Origin of the sequence: Leifsonia virtsii (assembly GCF_030433675.1) — a bacterium.
In the GTDB taxonomy this organism is placed as follows: domain Bacteria; phylum Actinomycetota; class Actinomycetes; order Actinomycetales; family Microbacteriaceae; genus Leifsonia; species Leifsonia virtsii.
Map to the genome: position 1 here is coordinate 233,228 of NZ_JAROCB010000001.1, position 19,449 is coordinate 252,676.

23 protein-coding genes are annotated in these 19,449 nt (G+C 71.3%); 17 read left to right on the forward strand and 6 right to left on the reverse strand.

Annotated features, from left to right (window positions below):
- Positions 1-83 precede the first annotated feature (83 nt).
- The 5 genes from P5G59_RS01095 (at position 84) to P5G59_RS01115 (ending at position 4,088) form a co-directional block, all read left to right on the forward strand.
- Positions 84-845: a CoA transferase subunit A gene (locus tag P5G59_RS01095; RefSeq protein ID WP_301215168.1), complete on the forward strand. Its 762-nt coding sequence runs from the start codon at positions 84-86 to the stop codon at positions 843-845.
- Positions 842-1,489: a CoA transferase subunit B gene (locus P5G59_RS01100; protein ID WP_301215170.1), complete on the forward strand. Its 648-nt coding sequence runs from the start codon at positions 842-844 to the stop codon at positions 1,487-1,489. Before P5G59_RS01095 ends, P5G59_RS01100 begins: the two co-directional genes overlap by 4 nt.
- Positions 1,486-2,043, forward strand: a complete 558-nt coding sequence (locus P5G59_RS01105; RefSeq protein WP_301215172.1) for a MaoC family dehydratase — start codon at positions 1,486-1,488, stop codon at positions 2,041-2,043. Before P5G59_RS01100 ends, P5G59_RS01105 begins: the two co-directional genes overlap by 4 nt.
- The gene (locus P5G59_RS01110) at positions 2,040-2,864 is read left to right on the forward strand and encodes an HpcH/HpaI aldolase/citrate lyase family protein (RefSeq protein WP_301215174.1); all 825 of its coding nucleotides are present in this window, start codon (positions 2,040-2,042) and stop codon (positions 2,862-2,864) included. Before P5G59_RS01105 ends, P5G59_RS01110 begins: the two co-directional genes overlap by 4 nt.
- A 144-nt stretch (positions 2,865-3,008) precedes the next feature.
- Entirely contained in the window at positions 3,009-4,088 is a 1,080-nt protein-coding gene (locus tag P5G59_RS01115) for an aldo/keto reductase (protein WP_301215176.1), read from the forward strand.
- A gap of 24 nt (positions 4,089-4,112) precedes the next feature.
- Here P5G59_RS01115 and P5G59_RS01120 read toward each other — a convergent pair whose 3' ends face one another.
- The gene (locus tag P5G59_RS01120) at positions 4,113-4,697 is read right to left on the reverse strand and encodes a TetR/AcrR family transcriptional regulator (protein ID WP_301215178.1); all 585 of its coding nucleotides are present in this window, start codon (positions 4,695-4,697) and stop codon (positions 4,113-4,115) included.
- A 138-nt stretch (positions 4,698-4,835) separates the two neighbouring features.
- Here P5G59_RS01120 and P5G59_RS01125 point away from each other — a divergent pair, with 138 nt between their 5' ends.
- Positions 4,836-6,194 (forward strand): M16 family metallopeptidase, encoded by a 1,359-nt coding sequence (locus tag P5G59_RS01125; RefSeq protein WP_301215180.1) that lies wholly within the window; start codon positions 4,836-4,838, stop codon positions 6,192-6,194.
- A 38-nt stretch (positions 6,195-6,232) separates the two neighbouring features.
- Positions 6,233-6,835, forward strand: a complete 603-nt coding sequence (locus tag P5G59_RS01130; protein WP_301215182.1) for a histidine phosphatase family protein — start codon at positions 6,233-6,235, stop codon at positions 6,833-6,835.
- 11 nt (positions 6,836-6,846) lie between these two features.
- On the opposite strand, the gene P5G59_RS01135 is transcribed toward P5G59_RS01130, so the two are convergent.
- On the reverse strand, positions 6,847-7,350 hold the full coding sequence (locus tag P5G59_RS01135; protein ID WP_301215184.1) for a GNAT family N-acetyltransferase: 504 nt from the start codon (positions 7,348-7,350) through the stop codon (positions 6,847-6,849).
- Positions 7,351-7,402: 52 nt separating this feature from the next.
- On the opposite strand from P5G59_RS01135, the gene dapB reads away from it, so the two are divergent.
- Entirely contained in the window at positions 7,403-8,209 is an 807-nt protein-coding gene (gene dapB / locus P5G59_RS01140; RefSeq protein ID WP_301215186.1) for a 4-hydroxy-tetrahydrodipicolinate reductase, read from the forward strand.
- Positions 8,206-8,670, forward strand: coding sequence for a tetratricopeptide repeat protein (locus P5G59_RS01145; RefSeq protein ID WP_301215188.1), 465 nt, complete (start codon positions 8,206-8,208; stop codon positions 8,668-8,670). Before dapB ends, P5G59_RS01145 begins: the two co-directional genes overlap by 4 nt.
- Before the next feature lie 25 nt (positions 8,671-8,695).
- Here P5G59_RS01145 and P5G59_RS01150 read toward each other — a convergent pair whose 3' ends face one another.
- From P5G59_RS01150 to P5G59_RS01165, 4 genes are all read right to left on the reverse strand, one after another.
- Positions 8,696-9,592, reverse strand: coding sequence for a TIGR01777 family oxidoreductase (locus P5G59_RS01150; protein ID WP_301215190.1), 897 nt, complete (start codon positions 9,590-9,592; stop codon positions 8,696-8,698).
- Between the two features lie 16 nt (positions 9,593-9,608).
- Positions 9,609-10,034 carry an OsmC family peroxiredoxin gene (locus tag P5G59_RS01155; protein WP_301215192.1) on the reverse strand — a complete coding sequence of 142 codons (426 nt, stop codon included), beginning with the start codon at positions 10,032-10,034 and terminating at the stop codon, positions 9,609-9,611.
- A gap of 140 nt (positions 10,035-10,174) precedes the next feature.
- On the reverse strand, positions 10,175-10,663 hold the full coding sequence (locus P5G59_RS01160) for a DUF4395 domain-containing protein (RefSeq protein ID WP_301215194.1): 489 nt from the start codon (positions 10,661-10,663) through the stop codon (positions 10,175-10,177).
- Positions 10,650-11,090 (reverse strand): TlpA family protein disulfide reductase, encoded by a 441-nt coding sequence (locus tag P5G59_RS01165; protein WP_301215196.1) that lies wholly within the window; start codon positions 11,088-11,090, stop codon positions 10,650-10,652. The genes P5G59_RS01160 and P5G59_RS01165 overlap by 14 nt, the downstream gene beginning before the upstream one ends.
- A gap of 79 nt (positions 11,091-11,169) precedes the next feature.
- Here P5G59_RS01165 and dapA point away from each other — a divergent pair, with 79 nt between their 5' ends.
- From dapA to P5G59_RS01205, 8 genes are all read left to right on the forward strand, one after another.
- Entirely contained in the window at positions 11,170-12,147 is a 978-nt protein-coding gene (gene dapA, locus P5G59_RS01170; RefSeq protein WP_301215198.1) for a 4-hydroxy-tetrahydrodipicolinate synthase, read from the forward strand.
- A 71-nt stretch (positions 12,148-12,218) separates the two neighbouring features.
- A complete protein-coding gene (locus P5G59_RS01175; RefSeq protein ID WP_301215200.1) occupies positions 12,219-13,895 on the forward strand; it encodes a ribonuclease J in 1,677 nt (558 codons plus the stop codon).
- Between the two features lie 61 nt (positions 13,896-13,956).
- Positions 13,957-14,448, forward strand: coding sequence for a GNAT family N-acetyltransferase (locus P5G59_RS01180; RefSeq protein WP_301215202.1), 492 nt, complete (start codon positions 13,957-13,959; stop codon positions 14,446-14,448).
- Between the two features lie 97 nt (positions 14,449-14,545).
- Positions 14,546-17,380, forward strand: a complete 2,835-nt coding sequence (locus P5G59_RS01185) for a DNA translocase FtsK (RefSeq protein ID WP_301215204.1) — start codon at positions 14,546-14,548, stop codon at positions 17,378-17,380.
- An 8-nt stretch (positions 17,381-17,388) separates the two neighbouring features.
- On the forward strand, positions 17,389-18,012 hold the full coding sequence (pgsA, locus tag P5G59_RS01190; protein WP_301215206.1) for a CDP-diacylglycerol--glycerol-3-phosphate 3-phosphatidyltransferase: 624 nt from the start codon (positions 17,389-17,391) through the stop codon (positions 18,010-18,012).
- Positions 17,999-18,505: a CinA family protein gene (locus P5G59_RS01195; RefSeq protein WP_301215208.1), complete on the forward strand. Its 507-nt coding sequence runs from the start codon at positions 17,999-18,001 to the stop codon at positions 18,503-18,505. The genes pgsA and P5G59_RS01195 overlap by 14 nt, the downstream gene beginning before the upstream one ends.
- A 158-nt stretch (positions 18,506-18,663) precedes the next feature.
- Positions 18,664-18,975 (forward strand): helix-turn-helix domain-containing protein, encoded by a 312-nt coding sequence (locus tag P5G59_RS01200; protein WP_175338722.1) that lies wholly within the window; start codon positions 18,664-18,666, stop codon positions 18,973-18,975.
- 79 nt (positions 18,976-19,054) lie between these two features.
- Positions 19,055-19,279, forward strand: coding sequence for a DUF3046 domain-containing protein (locus P5G59_RS01205; RefSeq protein ID WP_301215211.1), 225 nt, complete (start codon positions 19,055-19,057; stop codon positions 19,277-19,279).
- Positions 19,280-19,449 lie beyond the last annotated feature (170 nt).

Here is a 19,449-nt window from a genome sequence, read left to right on the forward strand (position 1 = left end):
CCTGAGTTCTTCGAGTTCCCGGCGGCGTGTCGGTCGAAGAACTCAGGAGCGGATGGCGCGGGGACCCTCGAGGAGGAGGACGGATGATCGACAAGACGGTGGCGACGGCGGCGGAGGCGGTCGCCGACATCCCCGACGGCAGCACACTCGCGGTCGGCGGGTTCGGGCTGTGCGGCATCCCGAGCGCGCTCATCCGGGCGCTGCTGGACGCCGGCACGACCGACCTCGAGGTGGTGAGCAACAACTGCGGCGTCGACGACTGGGGGCTCGGCCTGCTGCTGGCCGAGCACCGCATCCGCAAGATGGTCAGCTCGTACGTCGGCGAGAACAAGGAGTTCGCCCGCCAGTTCCTCTCCGGCGAGCTGGAGGTCGAGCTCACGCCGCAGGGCACCCTCGCCGAGAAGCTGCGCGCGGGCGGCGCGGGCATCCCCGCCTTCTTCACCCCGGCGGGCGTCGGCACGCAGATCGCGACCGGCGGCCTCCCACGGCGCTACGCTCCGGACGGTTCGGTCGCCGTGGCGAGCGAGCCGAAGGAGGTGCGCACCTTCGACGGCGCCGAGTACGTGCTGGAGGAGTCGCTGCGCCCGGAGTTCGCGCTCGTGCACGCCGCGAAGGGCGACCGCCACGGCAACCTGGTGTTCCACGCGGCGGCGATGAACTTCAACCCGCTCGCCGCGATGGCCGGCCGGATCACCATCGCGGAGGTGGAGGAGCTGGTCGAGCCGGGCGAGCTCGACCCCGGCCAGGTGCACTGTCCCGGCATCTTCGTGCAGCGGGTGGTGGCCGCGCCGGGCGTCGAGAAGCGGATCGAGCGGCGCACGGTCGCGGAAGGGAGCGCGCGATGAGCCTCACGCGCACGGAGCTCGCCGCCCGGGTGGCGCGCGAGCTGGAGAACGGCCAGTACGTGAACCTCGGGATCGGGATGCCGACCCTCATCCCGAACTACATCCCGGAGGGCGTCGAGGTCATCCTGCACTCCGAGAACGGCGTGCTCGGCGTCGGCCCGTACCCGACGGAGGCGGCGGTCGACCCCGACCTCATCAACGCGGGCAAGGAGACGGTGACGGTGAACCGCGGCGCCGCCTTCTTCGACTCCTCGCTGTCGTTCGGGATGGTGCGCGGCGGCCATGTCGACCTCGCCGTCCTCGGCGCGATGGAGGTCTCCGAGACCGGCGACCTGGCCAACTGGATGATCCCCGGCAAGATGGTCAAGGGCATGGGCGGCGCGATGGACCTCGTCTTCGGCGCGAAGCGGCTGATCGTGATGATGGAGCACGTGGACAAGGAGGGCCGCCCGAAGATCCTGCGCGAGTGCACCCTCCCGCTGACGGGCACGGGATGCGTCGACCGCATCATCACCGACCTCGCCGTCATCGACGTGACGGAGGACGGGCTGGTGCTGCGCGAGGTCGCGCCCGGTGTCACCGTGGACGAGGTGGTCGCGGCCACGGGCGCGCCGCTGCGCGTCGAAGTGGAGGAGGCGGCATGAGGGAGATCGAGCAGCGGGGCCTCTACTACGAGGAGTTCGAGCCGGAGACGCGCTACCTGCACCGGCCCGGGCGGACGGTGACGGAGGCCGACAACGTCCTCTTCACCACGCTCACGATGAACACGCAGGCCCTGCACCTGGATGCGGCGTGGTCGGCCCGGCAGCCGTTCGGCGAGCGGCTGGTGAACTCCATGTTCACGCTCGCGACGATCGTCGGCGCCTCGGTCGCCCAGCTCACGCAGGGGACCATCGTCGCCAACCTCGGCTTCAGCGAGGTGTCGTTCCCGCATCCACTGCACCACGGCGACACCCTCTACTCGGAGACGGTCGTGGCGGGAAAGCGACTGTCCGCGTCCCGCCCCGGGCAGGGCATCGTGACGCTGGAGCACACCGGCCGCAACCAGGACGGCGTCGTCGTCGCGACGGCGACCCGCCAGGTCATGGTGTGGTGCCGGGATGCCGTGCCGACCGGCTCGGTGGCGGGCGACGATCCCGAGGCGCTGGATCCCCAGGCGCTGGACCCGGCGGCGGACGAGCCGGACGGGATGCTGTGACCTCGGGCGACGGACGCCGTCCGTTCCCGTGGGGCCCGGCGCTGCTGTTCTGCCCCGCCGACCGGCCGGAGCGCTACGCGAAAGCGCTCGACCGCGCCGATGCGGTCATCCTCGATCTGGAGGACGCCGTCGACCCGCAGGCCCGCCCGGCCGCGCGCGAGGCGCTCGTGGCGGCCGACCTCGACCCCGCGCGCGTGATCGTGCGCGTCAACCCGGCCGGCTCCGACGATCACGACGCGGACCTCTCGGCGCTCGCCGCGACCCCCTTTCGTGCGGTCATGCTGCCGAAGGCCGAGCGGGCGACGGATCTGGCCGCGCTCGCCGGGTACGACGTGATCGCCCTGTGCGAGACCGCGGCCGGCGTGCTCGCCGTGCCGGAGCTCGCTCGGGCGCCCGAGGTGATCGCTCTGATGTGGGGCGCGGAGGACCTGGTGGCGTCGCTCGGCGGGACCTCGAGCCGGTTCCCGGACGGCCGCTACCGCGAGGTCGCCCGGCACGCCCGGTCGTCGGTGCTGCTCGCCGCGGGCGCCGCCGGGGTGGATGCGGTCGACACGGTGCATCTGGACATCGCCGACCTCGACGGACTGGCCGCGGAGGCCGAGGACGCCGTGGCGGTCGGCTTCGCGGCGACGGCGTGCATCCATCCCGGTCAGGTGGAGACGATCCGGGCCGCCTACCGGCCCGATCCTGCCGAGGTCGAGGCGGCCCGGGAGCTGCTGGAGGCGGCGGAACGGGCGGGCGGCGGCGTCTTCCGTCACGCCGGCAGGATGGTCGACGGACCGGTGCTCGCGCACGCCCGAGCGGTGCTCCGCCGGTCGTGATGAAACTGTGACCTAGCTTTCCACAGCGGTTCACCCGTTTCGTCCTTCGGACGTCGGCGGCATGTCGTAACCTGCAAGTGTTCGATCGGAGATCGAAGGTTCTCGAATCGATTCGAGGGCCGGGATTCCGGGGGAGGGGGAGAGATGCCGCAGCTGCTTCCCCTGCGCCTGCTCGAGACCGTCGGCCTCCGCACGTCCGACCGGCCGGTGAACCCGCGCGAGCTCGCGCGCGCCGGCTCTGCCGAGCCGCCCACCGGCATCGTCGACATCGACCCGGCGATCGAGAGCACCGGTCCGCTGTCGATCATCGCGCCGCGCCGCATCGGCGAGAGCGACCTCGCGGTGTACCCGCTGTCGCTCGGCGCCAGCGTCTTCGGCTGGACCGCCGACGGCGACACCTCCCTCGCCATCCTCGACCGCTTCGCCCACCTCGGCGGCGACTTCATCGACACGGCCGACAGCTACGTCGGCGGCCGCAGCGAGGTGCTCATCGGCACGTGGATGCGGCAGCGCCGCAACCGCGACCGCATGGTCGTGGCCACCAAGGTCGGGCGGCACCAGGAGAACCCGGGTCTCGGGTCCGTCAGCATCGTGCGCGCCGTCGAGGCGTCGCTGGAGCGGCTGCAGACCGACCACATCGACCTGCTGTACTTCCACGACGACGACCCCGAGACCCCGCTGGAGGACAGCCTCGCGACCGCGGAGTGGCTGATCGAGAGCGGAAAGGTGCGCTACCTCGCCGCGTCCAACTTCAGCGCGGACCGCCTGATCGAGGCGCGCATCCTGTCGTCGTCGGGGCTGCCGAAGTTCGTCGCCATCCAGAACCAGTACAACCTGATGCACCGCACCGAGTTCGAGAGCGCGCCGCGCATCGTCGCGGCCGCGCAGGGGCTCGGCGTGATGCCGTACTACGCGCTGGCGAACGGCTTCCTTACCGGCAAGTACCGCACGAAGTCCGACCTCACGGCCGGTGCGCGCAGTGTGCGGGCGTCGGCGTACGTGAACCGCCGCGGCCAGCGCGTGCTCGCGGTGCTCGACCGCATCGCCGCCGAGCACGGCGTCGCGCCGGCGAGTGTCGCTCTCGCCTGGCTGCTCGCCAAGCGGACGATCGTCGCTCCCGTCGCGAGCGCCAGCCGGCCCGACCAGGTCGACGCGCTCATGGCCGCCGCGGGCATCCGCCTGACGCGGTCGCAGATGCTCGACCTCGACCGCGTCTCCGAGTAGCCGCCCGGTCGTCGCTCGCGCGGGTCAGACCTCGGCGAGGATGCGGTCGAGCGCGCGGTGGAGCGCCGCTCCGGCCGCGATCGGGTCGCCGACATAGCCGCCGGCGAGGGCGCCGTCGCGGGCCAGAATGAGGTCGTCGGCCGCGTCGCCCGGCCGCGGGTGGCCGATCTGGCGGAACAGCTCCTCGATCCGGTCGGCGTACCAGTCGCGGTGCGCCGTGACGGCCACACGCACGGGGTCCGTCTCGTCGGAGAACTGCGCGGCGGCGTTGATGAACGGGTCGCCGTGGAAGCCCGGGCGCACCGCCTCATCGTTGATCGAGTCGACCAGGGCGCGCGCGATGTCGCGCGGGTCGCTGCGCTTCGCCTCCTGCTCGGCGAACCACTCGCGCACCTGCCGGTCGCGCCCTTCGACGTAGGCGATGATCAGCAGGTCCTTCGAGCGGTAGTGCTTGTAGAACGTCGCCTTGGTGACGCGCGCTCCCGCGATGATCCGGTCGACGCCGACGGTGTGGATGCCCTCCTGGTAGAAGAGCTGGTCCGCCGTGGCGAGGATCTTGACCTTCGACGGCGCGGGCGGCCGGATGGTCGCTCGGGCACTTACGGCCATCCGGCACGACTCCTTAGTTCGGGGGAGGCGGGGGCGCCTCCGGGGTGACCTCCACAGTATATGCGTAGACAGACGAGTTTGTCTGTCCTCGTTTTCACAGACACGGTGCCCGCGACCCACTGGCGTAGGGTGGAGGGGATGAACAGCGCAGTCGACCTTCCCCTCGGTGTGGCCGACCTCACCTTCGCGGCCTCCGGTGACGCGCTGGTCCGCCGGACCGTCCTGCCGAGCGGTGTGCGCATCCTGAGCGAGCAGGTGCCGGGAGCGCGGAGCGCCACCCTCGGCTACTGGGTCGCGGTCGGCTCGCGCGACGAGAGCGAGGGTGGAGCGGGCCACCCCGGCACGCTCGGCTCGACGCACTTCCTCGAGCACCTGCTGTTCAAGGGCACGCGCACGCGGACCGCCCTCGACATCGCGGTGTCCTTCGACTCGGTCGGCGGCGAGCACAACGCCATGACGGCCAAGGAGTACACCTGCTACTACGCCAAGGTGCAGGACCGCGACCTGGCGATGGCCGTCGAGGTCATCGGCGACATGCTCACGTCGTCGGTGATCGACCCGGCCGAGTTCGAGAACGAGCGCGGCGTCATCCTCGAAGAGCTGTCAATGGCCGAGGACGACCCGGGTGATGTGGCCAACGAGCGGATGTTCCAGGCTGTCCTCGGCTCGCATCCCCTCGGTCGCCCGATCGGCGGGCGTCCCGACACCATCCGCGCGGCGACCCGCGACGGCGTCTGGGAGCACTACCGGGCCAACTACCGGCCGCAGGACCTCGTGGTGACCGCCGCGGGCGCCGTCGACCACGACCTCCTCGTCGCGGGCGTCGAGCGCGCGCTCGTCGCCGCCGGCTGGGATCTCGACCGCGCCGCAGACCCCGTCGACCGCCGCGCGACCGACCCGGCCGTGATCGAGCGTGGCAGCGCGATCGTCACCGTGGCGCGGCCCACGGAGCAGGCCAACGTCTTCGTCGGGATGCCCGGCATCGTCGCCACCGACCCGCGTCGCACCAGCATGAGCGTGCTCAACTCGGTGCTCGGCGGCGGGATGTCGAGCCGCCTGTTCCAGGAGGTTCGCGAGCGCCGCGGCCTGGCGTACTCCGTGTACTCCTTCTCCGGGTCGTACTCGGATGCCGGCGTCTTCGGCCTGTATGCGGGATGCTCGCCGGCGAAGGCGCGGCAGGTGACCGAGCTCATGCTCGAGGAGCTCCGCCGCCTCGCCTCCGACGGCGTCACCCCCGACGAGCTCCGGCGCGCGGTCGGCCAGCTCTCCGGCGGCGCCGCGCTCGCCCTGGAGGACTCCGACACCCGCATGTCCCGGCTCGGCCGGGCCGAGATCTCCCTCGGCGAGTTCGCCGACCTCGACGAGAGCCTCCGTCGACTGCACCTCGTCACCGCCGACGACGTGCGCGACCTCGCCGCCGAACTGGCGGGACGGCCGGTCTCCGTCGCTGCGGTGGGGAGCGTGACCGACGACCTGTTCGCCGGCCTCGCTCCCTGAGCCGCCTCCCTCCCGTTCTCCTCCGAAAGGTCCACCTCGTGCCCCACTACCTCTACCTCGTGCGCCACGGCGAGCAGCAGGATGCCGAGCACGGTCTCCCCGACGGCCCGCTCTCGCCGCGCGGCAAGCGTCAGGCGCAGCTCATCGCCGAGCGGCTCAGCGGTATCCCGTTCACCTCGATGTACCACTCGCCGCTGAACCGCGCGGCCGAGACGGCGGCGATCATGGCGGAGCGGATGCCCGCCCTCGACCCGCAGCCGTCGAGCCTGCTGTTCGACTGCATCCCCTCGGGGCCGACGCCCGACATGCCGAAGGCGTTCGAGTCGTTCTTCGGCCCGGTGACGGAGGCGGAGATCGAGGCGGGACGCGCGCAGATGGAGGATGCGGTCCACGAGTTCCTGACCCCGGCGATGGGCGACCGGCACGACCTGCTGGTGACGCACAACTTCGTGATCGGATGGTTCGTCCGTCATGTCTTCGACGCCCCCGACTGGCGCTGGCTGGGGCTCAACCAGGCCAACTGCGGCCTCACGATCATCCGGGTGCGCTCGGCGAAGCCGCCGGTGCTCGTCGTGCACAACGACCTGGGCCACCTGCCGGTCGAGCTGCGCACCGGCCTCCCCGAACTGCAGCCCGTCTAGCCTCCCGCGCGCTAGGGGAGGGGCGTGAGCGGCTTGCGGAACCAATCGGTCGCGTTCGGGTTGTCGTTGTAGGGCTGGATGGGCTCGTAGCCGTGCGAGCGGTACAGGCCGCCGGCCGCCTCCAGGCTCGCGTTGGTGTCGAGCACCAGCTCGGTGGCCCCGAAGCCGCGGGCGCGGTGCTCCAGCTCGGCGAGGATCGCCCGGCCGAAGCCGTTGCCGCGCCGCGCAGGCGGCACCCACAGGTGCTTGATCTCGTAGCGGACCACCGGCGTCCCGTCCTCCGTCTCCGACAGCGGGACCGGCAGCTCACGGATGCCGCCGCAGCCGGCCTCCAGCCCCTCGTCGTACGCCAGCAGGAACACGCCCTTCGGCGGCACGAACTGGCCCGGGTCCGGGAACGCCGTGCGGTACGCGCCCTGGATCGTCGGGAACGTCTCCGCGCGCTCGGCGAAGTAGTCGGACAGCATCCGGTGGGCGGTCGCGTCGGTGACGGCGACGTCTGCGAAAGACACCATCGACCCAGGGTAGTCCGGCGGGGCTCTCCGGAGGCGCAGGTAGGCTGTCGGGGTGAGCATTCGCGTGGCCGTCGCCGGGGCGACCGGAAAACTGGGAAGCGTGGCCGTGCGCCTGATCGAGCAGGCCGACGACCTGGAGCTGGTGGCCGCGCTGGACTCGCGCTCGCCGCTGGAGGACATGCTCGCTGCGGACGTGCTCGTCGACATGACGCTCCCGCAGGTGAGCCCCGGCATCGTCGCGTTCGCCGTCGACCACGGCCTCAACGTGCTGGTCGGCACCTCCGGCTGGTCGGCCGACCGCATCCTCGACCTGGAGCGCCGGGTGGCGCAGCACGAGGGTCGCGGCGCGGTCGTCATCCCCAACTTCTCGCTCGGTTCGGCCCTCGGCACGGCCTTCGCGACGGTCGCGGCGCGCTTCTTCGACTCGATCGAGATCCTGGAGGCGCACGGCGCAGGCAAGATCGACTCGCCGTCGGGGACGGCGGTGCGCACCGCAGAGCTCATCGGGGCCGCGCGGGCGGCCAAGGGACCGGTCGAGGCGCCGCACTCCGATCAGCGCGCCCGCGGTCAGCAGGTCGCGAGCGTGCCCATCCACAGCCTCCGGATGCGCGGGGTCGTCGCGCAGCAGCAGGTGATCTTCGGCGGGGCGGGGGAGCAGCTCACGATCCGCCACGACACGGTCGGCGCGGAGGCGTACGAGGCCGGCATCCTGCTGGCCGTGCGCGCCGCCGCCACCGCGACGGGGGTGACCGTCGGCCTCGACAAGCTGATCGACCTCGGGATCGCGGAGCCGAACGGGGAGCCTCCGCGCCCGACCGTGCGCGACGCCGGCGACGACGGCACCGACCCGACGCGATGAGGAACCGGCTCGCCGCCATCCTGATGGCGGTCCTCCTGCTCGTCTACCTGGTGCTCGTGACCCAGCGCGCGATCATGCTGATCGCGACCGGTGAGGGCATCGCCATCGCCATGGGCATCGCCCTGCTGGTGCTGCCGTTCATCGCCGCCTGGGCCATCGGGCGGGAGCTGCTGTTCGGCGCGCGCACCGAGCGTCTCGTCCGGCAGCTGGAGGCCGAAGGCAACCTGCCGGTCGAGGACCTCCCGACGCGAGCCAGCGGCCGGCCGTTCCGGGAGGCAGCGGACGAGCAGTTCCCGCAGTACCGGGCCGAGGTCGAGGCCTCCCCGGAGAGCTGGCGAGCCTGGTTCCGGCTGGGGCTCGCCTACGACGCCTCGGGCGACCGGCGCCGGGCGCGCGAGGCGCTCCGCGAGGCCATCCGGCTGGAGCGTGCGGAGACGAAAGGCGCCCGCCCGGCGGACTGACGCCGTCGGCACCGCTGCTCCCGCCTCAGGCCGCGCGCACCTCGACGAGCCGGTCCATCGCGTCCTGCACCGTCGGGTCGCGGAACACGAACCCGTCGTCGAGCAGCTTCTGCGGCACCACGCGCTGGTCGGCGAGCAGCAGCTCTTGCGCGGCGTCCTGCAGGGCCAGCCGGAGCGCGAAGGCCGGGACGGGGAACCCGTACGGCCGGCGGACCGCCCGCGCCAGCGCCTTCACGACCTCGCCCGCGGTCGCCGGGGTGGGCCCCGCGATGTTGACCGGACCCTCGAGCCCGGAGCCGAGCAGGTGGACGAGCGCCGCCGCCTCGTCGTGCAGGCTCACCCACGGCCAGTGCTGCCGCCCGGACCCGAGCGGTCCGCCCAGCCCGGCCTTCGCGATCGGGAGCAGCGGCTTCAGCGCGCCGCCGCGGCCGATCACCACGCCGGTGCGCGCGAGGGCGACCCGCGTCGCCTCCGGGGCGAGCCGCGCCGCGGCTTCCCACGCGTCGACGACGTCGGCGAGGAAGCCGTCGCCCTTGGCCGCCGCCTCTGTCAGCTCCTCGCCGGGCCGGTCGCCGTAGTACCCCACGGCCGACCCGCTCACGAAGACGGCCGGCGGCTGGCCGGCCCGGCGCATCCCGTCGGTCAGGGTGCCGGTGGCCTGCAGCCGCGACGACAGGATGCGCCGCTTGGTCGCACGCGTCCACGGCAGCCGCTGCAACGACGACCCGGAGAGGTTCACGACCCCGTCGGCCCAGTCGAACAGGGCGACGTCGACGGTCCGCTCCGCCGGCTCCCAGACGAACTCATCCGGCGCGGACGGCTCGCGCCGCACCAGCCGCCGCACCTCGTGGCCGGCGGCGGCGAGCTGGGCGCGCAGCTCGCCCCCGATCATGCCGGACGAGCCGGCGAGCAGCACCCGCATCAGTTCTCAGCGCCTCTCAGGCGAGGGTGGCCTCGAGCGTGATCGGGATGCCGACCAGCGCTCGCGACACCGGGCAGGTGCGCTTGGCCTCGTCGGCAAGGCGCTGGAAGTCCTCCTCGGACAGGCCGGGCACGGTCGCGGTCACGCGGAGGTGGCTGCCGGTGATGCCCTGCGCCGGGTCGAAGGTGACCGCGGCGGTCGTGCGGATCGTCTCCGGAGCGGTGCCGAACTGCGCGAGCGTGTTCGAGAAGGCCATCGAGAAGCAGGCCGCGTGCGCGGCGCCGAGCAGTTCCTCCGGCGTGGTGACCTCGGCGCCGCCCTCGGAGCGCGCCTTCCAGTTCACCGACAGCTCCGCCGCCTTCGACGAGTCGAGCGTGACGGTGCCCGCTCCGCTCTTCAGATCGCCGTTCCAGACGGTGGTGGATTCGCTGGTGACTGCCATGGGACCTCCTCGCCGAGCGCCCGTCGCCGTGCGCGGCGGGCCCGTCCAACACTACTGACGGCCACCGACGCCCGTCATCCGTCCTCGGCGGATTCCCGGCTCGGCCGTTCCGACGTGTGGGCCGCTTCAGCCGCCCGGGCTCAGACCGCGGGCCGGCGGATCAGGCGGGCACGGACGAGCAGCAGGTAGAGCTGGCAGCCGAGGCAGTATCCGAACACCGAGTTCAGGAACGCCGCGATGAACGCCAGCGCCGCGGCGACCGGCAGTGCGAGCGGCACGCCCAGCGCGAAGAGCACGAGTCCGACACCGGTCACGAACAGCCCCACCCCCTGTGCGAACGTCGGGGGCGCCGGGTCCTCCAGCTCGGCCGGGGGAGCGAGGCGCGGCCGGATGAGGGCGCGGTACAGCGCGCCGTACGGGTGCCGGCGGATACCGGCGAACGCTCCCCAGGCGAACAGCACGGCGATCACGAGCAGCAGCACCGCGGCCGCGGTCGTGGCGCCGACCAGCGAGAGGAAGAGGTCGACGAGGAGGAGGACCGCCGTGATGCCGGCGCCGAAGCGCGGCGACCGCGGGTCGATTCCCGCGGCGGCGGGACGGGCGGAGGTAGTGGGCTCAGGCTGAGACATGATCGCTCCCGAGGATGCGGTGGAGGGTTTCGCGGACGTCGGCGGACCGCGCCGCGCCGCCGATGCGGGCGCGGACGGCGCCGGAGCCGTCGAGCACGAGGGTCGTCGGCGTCTGGAGGATGTGGAAGCGGTCGGCGAGCTCCGGGCGGTTCGTGAGGTCGACCTCCACGTGCCGCACCCCGTCGTGGTCGTCGGCGACCCCGTCGAGCACCCGGGCCGTCGAGCGGCAGGGCGCGCAGAACGCGGTCGAGAACTGCAGCAGCGTCGCGCGGCCGCCGAACGGCTCCACCCCGACCTCGGCCGCCTGGACGACCTCCGTGCCCCGCACGGTGCGTGCCCGGCCGGTCGTGGCGCGCCAGATCAGACCGGCCGCCGTGGCGACGGCGACGAGTCCCGCGAGAACCCCGATTGCCGCTAATCCGTTCACAGGATGGGACGTTAGCCCCGACTTATCCACAGTGCACCGAATGTGTCGTCGCGTGACGGTGACCCGATAGCCTTGTGCCATGGCTGCTTCCACGAACCCGTTCGGCCAGGTGCTCGTCGCCCTGGTCACCCCGTTCACCGCCGATGGCGAAGTGGACTGGGCGGGCGTCGAGAAGCACATCGACGACGTCATCCAGGCGGGAGCCGACGGCATCGTCGTCACGGGCACCACCGGCGAGACGTCGACGCTGACCGACGCCGAGAAGCTGCGGCTGGTCGAGGTCGGCAAGTCGGTCGCGGCCGGCCGGGCCAAGATCATCACCGGCGGCGGGTCGAACGAGACGGCGCACGCCATCCAGCTCTACCAGCAGAGCGAGAAGGCCGGCGCCGACGGCGTCATGGTCGTCACGCCGTACTACAACAAGCCGACCCAGGCCGGCATCCTGACGCACTTCCGCATGATCGCCGACTCCACCGACCTGCCGGTGATCCTGTACGACATCCCGGGCCGCACCGGTGTGCCGATCAAGTACGAGACCATCCTGCGCATCGCCAAGCACCCCAACGTCCTCGCCATCAAAGACGCGAAAGGCGACTTCAGCGAGGTGAGCCGGGTGCTCAACCAGACCGACCTGCTCTACTTCTCCGGCGACGACGCCAACGTGCTCCCGCACCTCTCGATCGGGGCGAGCGGGCTGATCGGCGTCACGGCGAACATCGCGCCGACGCCGTACCGGCAGATCGTCGACGCGGTCAACGCGGGCGACCTCGCCACCGCGACGGCGGCGCACATGAAGCTGGAGCCGCTGGTGCGCGCGGTGATGACCCACGTGCCCGGCACGGTCGCCGCCAAGTACATCCTCCACGGCCTCGGCCGCATCGGAAGCCCGCGCGTGCGCCTGCCGCTCGTCGGCCCGGAGGAGTGGGAGGCCGCACAGATCGAGGACGAGCTCGACCTGGTCAAGAACATCCCCGGCGTCGACTTCTCGAACTTCCGCCCCGACCGCAACGCGGCCGCGGGCGGTGCGCTCCCGAAGATCGCCGGGACCACACGCTGACGGCCGCACCGGCCGACGACATCGCGGGCGCGTGACGCCCCGCACACCGAAAGACAGAACGAGGAGGGCACATGCCCAACGACGTCGCCGAGCCGCCCGCGCTCGAGCCAGGAACACTCCGCATCATCCCCACCGGCGGTCTCGGGGAGATCGGCCGCAACATGACCGTCTTCGAGTACGAGGGCAAGATCCTCATCGTCGACTGCGGCGTGCTCTTCCCCGAGCAGGACCAGCCGGGAGTCGACCTGATCCTGCCCGACTTCGCCCCGGTCCGCGACCGGCTCGACGACGTGGTCGGCGTCGTGCTCACGCACGGCCACGAGGACCACATCGGCGCCGTGCCGTACCTGCTCAAGCTGCGCAAGGACATCCCGCTCATCGGCTCGGGGCTGACCCTCGCGCTGGTCGAGGCGAAGCTCAAGGAGCACCGCATCCAGCCGTACTCGCTGACGGTCAAGGAGGGGCAGGTCGAGCAGCTCGGGCCGTTCTCGCTCGAGTTCGTCGCGGTCAACCACTCCATCCCGGATGCGCTGGCCGTCGCGATCACCACCCCGGCGGGCGTCGTCCTGCACACGGGCGACTTCAAGATGGACCAGCTGCCGCTGGACGACCGCATCACCGACCTGCGCGCGTTCGCGCGGCTCGGCGAGAAGGGCGTCGACCTGTTCCTCGCCGACTCGACCAACGCCGACGTCCCCGGCTTCACCCCGCTCGAGCGATCGATCGGTCCGGTGCTCGACGCGGTCATCGCCCGCGCGCCCCGGCGTGTCATCGTCGCGAGCTTCTCCAGCCATGTCCACCGCGTCCAGCAGGTGCTCGACGCGGCGGCCGCCAACGGCCGCCGGGTCGCGCTGCTCGGTCGCTCGATGGTGCGCAACATGACGATCGCCGCCGAGCTCGGCTACCTCAAGGTTCCCGAGGGCGTGCTCATCGACTACAAGAAGGCCGCCGACCTCCCCGACGACGAGATCGTCTACATGTCGACCGGCTCGCAGGGCGAGCCGATGGCGGTCCTGGCGCGCATGGCCAACCTCGACCACCAGATCGAGGTCGGGCACGGCGACACCGTGATCCTCGCGTCCAGTCTCATCCCGGGCAACGAGAACGCGGTCTACCGCGTCATCGACGGGCTGACCAAGCTCGGCGCCAACGTCGTGCACAAGGGCAACGCGAAGGTGCACGTCTCGGGCCACGCGGCCGCCGGCGAGCTGCTCTACTGCTACAACATCCTGAAGCCGAAGAACGTGATGCCGGTGCACGGCGAGTACCGTCACCTCGTCGCCAACGCGCGGCTGGCGATGGACACCGGCGTGCCGGAGCGGAACACGATCCTCGCGGAAGACGGCTCGGTCGTCGACCTGCGCGACGGCGTCGCCCGCATCGTGGGCCAGCTCGACCTCGGTTTCGTCTACGTGGACGGCTCCAGCGTCGGCGAGATCACCGACGCCGACCTGAAGGACCGCCGGATCCTCGGCGAGGAGGGCTTCATCTCCATCATCGTGGTGGTCGAGGCCGCGACCGGCCGCATCGTCACGGGTCCGGAGGTGCACGCCCGCGGCTTCGCGGAGGACGACGCGGTGTTCGACGACGTCAAGCCGAAGATCGCGGCGGCGCTCGCGGAGGCGGCGCACAACGGCGTCCGCGACTCGCACGCGCTCTCGCAGGTGGTCCGCCGCACTGTCGGCCGCTGGGTCAACACCAGCTACCGGCGCCGGCCGATGATCGTGCCACTGGTGATCGAGGCCTGACCGGGTCTCCGGGGGGGGAACCGTAACCTGCCCGAAACATCGCGGCGGGTAGCGTTCCCCCATGAACGCGTTCCGCATCCGGCCCGCCACGGGTGAGGATGCGCGCGTGCTCGCCGACATGCTCGTCGAGGCGGCCAACTGGGATCCGGCGCGTGCCCGTTCCCGCGTCACAGTGCTGGAGGATCCGGCCGTGAGGCACTACGTCGCCGGCTGGCAGCGCCCCGGCGACTTCGGCTGCGTGGCCGAGGACGCGCGCGGGGTGGCCGTCGGCGCCTGCTGGGCCCGGCTGTTCCCGGCGAACGCTCCCGGGTACGGGTTCGTCGCCGCGGGCGTGCCGGAGCTGACCCTCGGCGTGTACCCGCAGTGGCGGGCGCAGGGGGCGGGCCGGGCGCTCCTCCGGGAGCTCGCGCGGGAGGCCGCGGCACGCGGGCACGCGCGGCTGAGCCTCAGCGTCCAGCGCGCGAACTTCGCGCAGCGCCTCTACATCAGCGAGGGCTATGTGACCGTCGCATCGTCGGAGACGGCGGACACGATGGTGCGTACCGTCCGCTGACCGCGGTTTTCGTCCACAGCGCGCCCGGGTTCCGGATTTTCCACAATCCAGGCGCGGTGACCGCCGGATGACGGGGGCACGACGTACCGTTTACCTCATGGCCACGAGCACCAAGTCGAATTCCCGCGCCCGGAACTCCGGTCGCGGCGGGTCGACCGCGCGCAAGCCGGCATCGAAGACCGCCCAGCAGAAGACGGTCGCCTATCCGGCCGCCGACGCGGGGCCCAGTCCGCTGGTCCGCGCCTGGATGGGGCTCGCCCATCTCACGGGCGCCGCCTTCCGCGCTCTCGGTCCCGAGAAGCTCAGCAAAGAGGAGCGGCGCGACGGCTTCCCGTTCTTCCTGGTGCTGCTCGCGGTCGCCGGCGCCGTGGTCGAGTGGTTCCTGATCAACGACCAGGTCGCGCGCATGCTCGACTCGTGGACCTTCGGGCTGCTCGTCGGCCGGGTGGCCTTCGCGCTCCCCATCGTCATGGTGCTGTTCGCCGCCTGGCTGTTCCGCCATCCGAGTTCCGTGCACGACAACACCCGCATCGGCATCGGGCTCGGCCTGCTCCTGCTGATGGTCGCCGGGCTCTGCCACCTGTTCAGCGCGCACCCGTCGCCGAGCGACGGCACGGCGGCTCTCGCTCAGGCGGGCGGTGTGCTCGGCTGGCTCATCGCGGCTCCGCTGTCGTTCGTCATCACACCGTACGGCGCCGGCGCCGTCATCGTGCTGCTGCTCGTGCTCAGCCTGTTCATCATCACCAAGACGCCGCCCAACAAGCTACCCGCCCGCATCCGCGAGCTCTACGCCTACCTGTTCGGCGCGCAGCTGCCGACGGACGAAGAGCGTCAGGAGGCGAAGGAGGCCCGCACCAAGCAGGTCGAGCTCGACGGCGTCGACGACGAGCCCGAGCCCGAGGCGAACCTGCCCTGGTGGCGCCGCAACAAGTCCCAGCGCGAGGAGGACCCGGAGTACGACGAGGCCGCGGACGGCCTGACCGAGGTCTTCGGCGGCGCTCAGCGCGGCAAGGGGGAGTTCGCGAGCCCGCTCGAGCCCGACCCGGCCAGCGACCACTACGGCACCGAGGTGCTGAGCGAGCTCGCGCACGCCGAGGACGCGCTCCAGCGGTTCACCGGCGAGCAGCCGCCGACCGCCGCCGCGCCCATGCCGACGCCCGGGGCTCCGGCCGTGCTGCCGGGCTTCCAGGCGGGCGCCGACGACTTCGACGAGGACGCCGCGGGCAGCCCCGCGCTGCCCGAGCCTGCCATGCCGTACCACCTGCCGTCCGCCACGATGCTGTCGGCCGGAACGCCGGCAAAGGTGCGTTCCGGCGCCAACGACGAGATCGTCGCCGCGATCACCGAGGTGCTCACTCAGTTCGGCGTCGACGCGAAGGTGACCGGCTACTCGCGCGGACCGACGGTCACGCAGTACGAGATCGAGCTCGGCCCCGGAGTCAAAGTGGAGCGCGTCACCGCGCTCAGCAAGAACCTTTCGTACGCGGTCGCGAGCAACGAGGTCCGCATCCTGTCGCCGATCCCGGGGAAGAGCGCGATCGGCGTCGAGATCCCCAACACCGACCGCGAGATCGTGTCGCTCGGCGACGTGCTGCGGTCGCCCGCTGCCGCCAAGAGCACGCACCCGATGACGATCGGCGTCGGCAAGGACGTCGGCGGCGGTTACGTGGTCGCCAACCTCGCCAAGATGCCTCACCTACTCGTGGCAGGCTCCACCGGTTCGGGCAAGTCGAGCTTCGTGAACTCGATGATCACCAGCCTGCTGATGCGCGCGAAGCCGTCCGAGGTGCGCATGGTGCTCATCGACCCGAAGCGCGTCGAGCTCACCATCTACGGCGGGGTGCCGCACCTCATCACGCCCATCATCACGAGTCCCAAGAAGGCCGCGGAGGCCTTGCAGTGGGTCGTGAAAGAGATGGACATGCGCTACGACGACCTGGCGAGCTTCGGGTTCCGGCACATCGACGACTTCAACCGCGCCGTGATCAACGACGAGATCGTCCTGCCTGCGGGGAGCGAGCGGAAGCTCAAGCCGTACCCGTACCTGCTCGTCGTCGTCGACGAGCTGGCCGACCTGATGATGGTCGCGCCGCGCGACGTGGAGGACTCCATCGTCCGCATCACCCAGCTCGCCCGCGCCTCGGGCATCCACCTGGTGCTCGCGACGCAGCGTCCGTCCGTCGACGTCGTCACGGGCCTCATCAAGGCGAACGTGCCGTCGCGGCTCGCCTTCGCGGTCACGAGCGTCACCGACTCCCGCGTCATCCTCGACCAGCCCGGCGCCGACAAGCTGATCGGCCAGGGCGACGGCCTGTTCCTGCCCATGGGCGCCTCGAAGGCCCTCCGGGTGCAGGGCGCCTGGGTCAACGAGGACGAGATCCAGAAGGTCGTCGATCACGTCACCCGGCAGGCCCGTCCCGAATACCGGCAGGACGTCACGGCCGGCGCGGAGAAGAAGCAGATCGACTCCGACATCGGAGACGACCTCGAGCTCCTGCTCGCCGCCGCCGAGCTGGTGGTGTCGTCGCAGTTCGGCTCGACCTCGATGCTGCAGCGCAAGCTGCGCGTCGGCTTCGCCAAAGCGGGCCGCCTCATGGACCTGCTGGAGTCGCGCGAGATCGTCGGGCCTTCGGAGGGGTCGAAGGCGCGCGACGTGCTCGTCACGGCCGAACAGCTGCCGCAGGTGATCGCGCGCCTCCGCGGCGAGGAGCCGCCCGCGGGCGCTCCGGCCGCTCCGGCAGCTGCGCCCGCTCCGCAGGCCATGCCCGGCGGTGCTCCCGCCGTGCCGCAGGCAGGCGCCGCGCCCGCTGCCGACGGCTACGGCGAGAGCGACCGGTACGGAGACGACCCTGTCGCCGAGATGACGGCGGGCTATCCTGAGGTCGAGGGCGACTCGGACGAGGACGCCTGGCAGCTGACCGGCAGGGAGTAGAGACCGCGATGTCGGTGTCCGACACGCCTCCGTCCGCCGCGTCGGGCGGAGGCCCAGCACGCGTGAGCAACTGGAACCTGCCCAACGCCATCACGGTGGTGCGCATCCTGCTCGCTCCGCTGTTCGTCTGGATGCTGCTCGCGGACGGCGGAGACGACGGTTGGCTGCGCTGGGCGGCCGCCGCGCTGTTCGTCCTCGCCATCGCCACCGACGGCGTGGACGGAGCCCTGGCCAGACGCAAAGGTCTGGTCACCGACCTCGGCAAGCTGCTCGATCCCATCGCCGACAAGGTGCTCACCGGCGGGGCGCTGATCGCGCTCTCGATCCTGAACGAGCTGCCCTGGTGGGTCACCATCGTGATCCTGGTGCGCGAGATCGGGATCACCGTCTACCGCTTCGTCGTCATCCGGCAGGGCGTCATCGCCGCCTCGCGCGGGGGCAAGATCAAGACGATCGTGCAGTCCGTCGCGATCTCGTTCGCGCTCGTGCCGCTCTGGACGATCTTCGGCAGCTGGATCGACTGGGTGAACACCATCCTGATGACCGCCGCCGTCATCCTCACCGTCTGGACGGGCATCGACTACCTCTGGCAGGCGTGGAAGGGGCGGAGGGCGAAGCGTGCCGCCGGCTGAGGCCGGCGAGACGGCCGCCGTGGTCGGCGCTCTGATCGAGCGTGGGCTCACCGTCGCCGCCGCCGAGTCGCTCACGGGCGGCCTGCTGACCGCCGAGCTCACCAGCGTCCCCGGGGCGTCCGCGACCGTGCTCGGGGGAGCGGTGGTCTATGCGACCGAGTTGAAGCACACCCTCGTCGGGGTGGATGCCGCGCTGCTCGCGGCGGAGGGCCCGGTCCATCCCGAGGTCGCGAGACAGCTGGCGAGCGGCATCCGGGAGCGGCTGGCGGTCGGCGGACGCCCGGCCGACCTCGGCGTCGCCACCACCGGGGTGGCCGGGCCCGACCCGCAGGGCGGCCGTCCGGTCGGCACTGTCTTCGTCGGCATCTCGTCCGCCGCGGGCACCCGATCGGTCGCGCTGGAGCTCTCCGGAGACCGCGACGCCATCCGGCGGGCGACGGTCGCGGAGGCGGTGCACGCCCTCGCCGTCGAGCTCGGAATAACAGCCGTGTGAGATTGCCGGATGTCCGCGGGAATACGGGATGTTTCGGTCTCGTTACACCTGCTGCATTCACAAGAAAAGCCCAGTGCTCGTCGATATCGTGGAGCCAATGGATGCGGTACATTCGTATCCCATCGATACGTCGGCAGGGTAAGAGAGGGAGGCTCCGAATGATTCTTGTACGTCAGGAAATCGGCGACGTGCTCAGGGACTTCCGCCTGCAAAAGGGTCGTACGCTCCGCCAGGTGGCGAGCAAGGCCAGTGTCGCGCTCGGGTACCTCAGCGAGGTCGAGCGCGGGCAGAAGGAGGCGTCGAGCGAGATCCTCGCCTCCGTCGCCGACGCGCTGGAGACGCCGGTCTCGGTCATCATGCGCGAGGTCGGGGACCGCATCGCGGTGCTCGAGGGACTCGAGCCGGTCATTCCGGACACGATTCCGGACGAGTTCGTCCAGGCGATGGACTCCGATCTGGTCGCCCGCTGATCCACACGCTGTCGAGGACGCCCCGCCACGCGCGGGGCGTCCTTCGTTTTCCCCGCACTGCCCCCACGAGAAGGGACCCATGAAGCTCAGCGAGTTCCAGCGCGCCGTATCGGACGAGTTCGGCGCCGGCTACGGCCAGGCTCTGATGACCGACCTCGTCCTGGCCGACCTCGGCAACCGCACGCCGAAGGAGGCGATCGCGGTAGGCCTGCCGCCGCGCGATGTCTGGATCGCGCTGTGCAAGGAGACCGGCGTGCCGCCGTCGCAGTGGTACGGCGCGGGGAAGCCCGCTCCCAAGCGCTGAGAAGTGCGACACGCCGGTATCGCGTTCTCGAAGATATGTTCGGAACTGGCTAGAATTTTTTCACAGCGGCAGTCGAAAACCGGTTGTCCACAGATTGGTCGTCCTTCGCTTCGAGTGTCGGACGTCACTCCTAGAGTCGAACCGTAGCGAAGCCACGAAGGAGAACCGCA

Excerpts from the sequence above, each read along its gene's own strand:
- P5G59_RS01095 (WP_301215168.1), top strand. The coding sequence starts at position 84 with ATGATCGACAAGACGGTGGCGACGGCGGCGGAGGCGGTCGCCGACATC.
- P5G59_RS01100 (WP_301215170.1), top strand. The coding sequence starts at position 842 with ATGAGCCTCACGCGCACGGAGCTCGCCGCCCGGGTGGCGCGCGAGCTG.
- P5G59_RS01105 (WP_301215172.1), top strand. The coding sequence starts at position 1,486 with ATGAGGGAGATCGAGCAGCGGGGCCTCTACTACGAGGAGTTCGAGCCG.
- P5G59_RS01115 (WP_301215176.1), top strand. The coding sequence starts at position 3,009 with ATGCCGCAGCTGCTTCCCCTGCGCCTGCTCGAGACCGTCGGCCTCCGC.
- P5G59_RS01120 (WP_301215178.1), bottom strand. The coding sequence starts at position 4,697 with ATGGCCGTAAGTGCCCGAGCGACCATCCGGCCGCCCGCGCCGTCGAAG.
- P5G59_RS01125 (WP_301215180.1), top strand. The coding sequence starts at position 4,836 with ATGAACAGCGCAGTCGACCTTCCCCTCGGTGTGGCCGACCTCACCTTC.
- P5G59_RS01135 (WP_301215184.1), bottom strand. The coding sequence starts at position 7,350 with ATGGTGTCTTTCGCAGACGTCGCCGTCACCGACGCGACCGCCCACCGG.
- P5G59_RS01145 (WP_301215188.1), top strand. The coding sequence starts at position 8,206 with ATGAGGAACCGGCTCGCCGCCATCCTGATGGCGGTCCTCCTGCTCGTC.
- P5G59_RS01150 (WP_301215190.1), bottom strand. The coding sequence starts at position 9,592 with ATGCGGGTGCTGCTCGCCGGCTCGTCCGGCATGATCGGGGGCGAGCTG.
- P5G59_RS01155 (WP_301215192.1), bottom strand. The coding sequence starts at position 10,034 with ATGGCAGTCACCAGCGAATCCACCACCGTCTGGAACGGCGATCTGAAG.
- P5G59_RS01160 (WP_301215194.1), bottom strand. The coding sequence starts at position 10,663 with ATGTCTCAGCCTGAGCCCACTACCTCCGCCCGTCCCGCCGCCGCGGGA.
- dapA (WP_301215198.1), top strand. The coding sequence starts at position 11,170 with ATGGCTGCTTCCACGAACCCGTTCGGCCAGGTGCTCGTCGCCCTGGTC.
- P5G59_RS01175 (WP_301215200.1), top strand. The coding sequence starts at position 12,219 with ATGCCCAACGACGTCGCCGAGCCGCCCGCGCTCGAGCCAGGAACACTC.
- P5G59_RS01180 (WP_301215202.1), top strand. The coding sequence starts at position 13,957 with ATGAACGCGTTCCGCATCCGGCCCGCCACGGGTGAGGATGCGCGCGTG.
- P5G59_RS01185 (WP_301215204.1), top strand. The coding sequence starts at position 14,546 with ATGGCCACGAGCACCAAGTCGAATTCCCGCGCCCGGAACTCCGGTCGC.
- pgsA (WP_301215206.1), top strand. The coding sequence starts at position 17,389 with ATGTCGGTGTCCGACACGCCTCCGTCCGCCGCGTCGGGCGGAGGCCCA.
- P5G59_RS01200 (WP_175338722.1), top strand. The coding sequence starts at position 18,664 with ATGATTCTTGTACGTCAGGAAATCGGCGACGTGCTCAGGGACTTCCGC.
- P5G59_RS01205 (WP_301215211.1), top strand. The coding sequence starts at position 19,055 with ATGAAGCTCAGCGAGTTCCAGCGCGCCGTATCGGACGAGTTCGGCGCC.